General features: G+C 45.5%; 1 protein-coding gene and 1 pseudogene. One reads left to right on the top strand and one right to left on the bottom strand.

Annotated features, from left to right (window positions below; all coding sequences use genetic code 11):
- A partial coding sequence (locus R8N49_RS25885; protein WP_412034912.1) for a PstS family phosphate ABC transporter substrate-binding protein occupies window positions 1-408 on the top strand: 408 nt, incomplete at its 5' end.
- A 26-nt stretch (window positions 409-434) separates the two neighbouring features.
- Here R8N49_RS25885 and R8N49_RS25880 read toward each other — a convergent pair.
- Window positions 435-868: pseudogene (locus tag R8N49_RS25880) on the bottom strand (exopolyphosphatase); the annotation flags it as partial.

Raw genomic sequence — 868 nt, 5'->3', positions numbered from 1 at the left:
TATGGTTACTTCAAAAGCAATGCGCTGTGTGGCGGTGACTTCAAAACCCGAGTGAATGAACAACCGGGCTCGGCTTCTGTGGTGCAATCTGTGGCATCGACCATCAGCGGAGTTGGTTATTCTGGCGTTGGTTATCGAGTGGCTGGCGTAAGGTTGGTTCCCATCGCTAAACGCGGGGTTAACTATGTTAGCCCGACTCGTACAAATATTGTCTCAGGTAAGTACCCACTATCACGCTACCTTTATGTATACGTGAACAAGCATCCTGATTACCCGTTGTCTCCAATAGAAGCCGAGTTTATTCGTTTTATGTTCTCTGCTCAGGGACAAGCATTAGTCGAAAAAGATGGCTATGTACCGATCACTGCAGATTTCGCAGCGGAAGAGTTAAAAAAAGTCGGCCTTTAAGCCGACTTTTTTTATTGTACCGAAAACTAAAAAGTGAGTGTCCACTTCGCACTTGCCCATCTATCTTGTTCTTCCAGCAAATCGGCATGCAGCAACTTATTATTATCTAACCATGCTTCATCGGTACAAGTGAGCATCCATTCATCGCCTTTGATCGATAAAGTGATGTCAGGTAGTGGGTCGTCGTTGCGTTGCCCATTAAGGACTATGGACAGACGAAGAATCTTAATCAGGCTTAACACATCACTTTGTTTGTAGAGGTTGAACTCTGGCAACTCATTGAGCCTTAGCGCTTTGCGTTGAAAGCGTGCAAGCGTCGCCAAGACGAGTTGTTGCTCACGGTTAAAACCTTGCAGGGTTGAATGCAGAAGAATATAAAACGAGTGGCGATGAAAGCTGCGTAGGTTGATGCTTAGCCCAACTTCATGTAGCAGAGCGGCCCATTCTAATAAATCAAACA

Source organism: Vibrio sp. 1978 (genome assembly GCF_033344345.1).
Note: the sequence above shows the minus strand (reverse complement) of the source record. Positions and strands in the feature narration are given on the sequence as shown.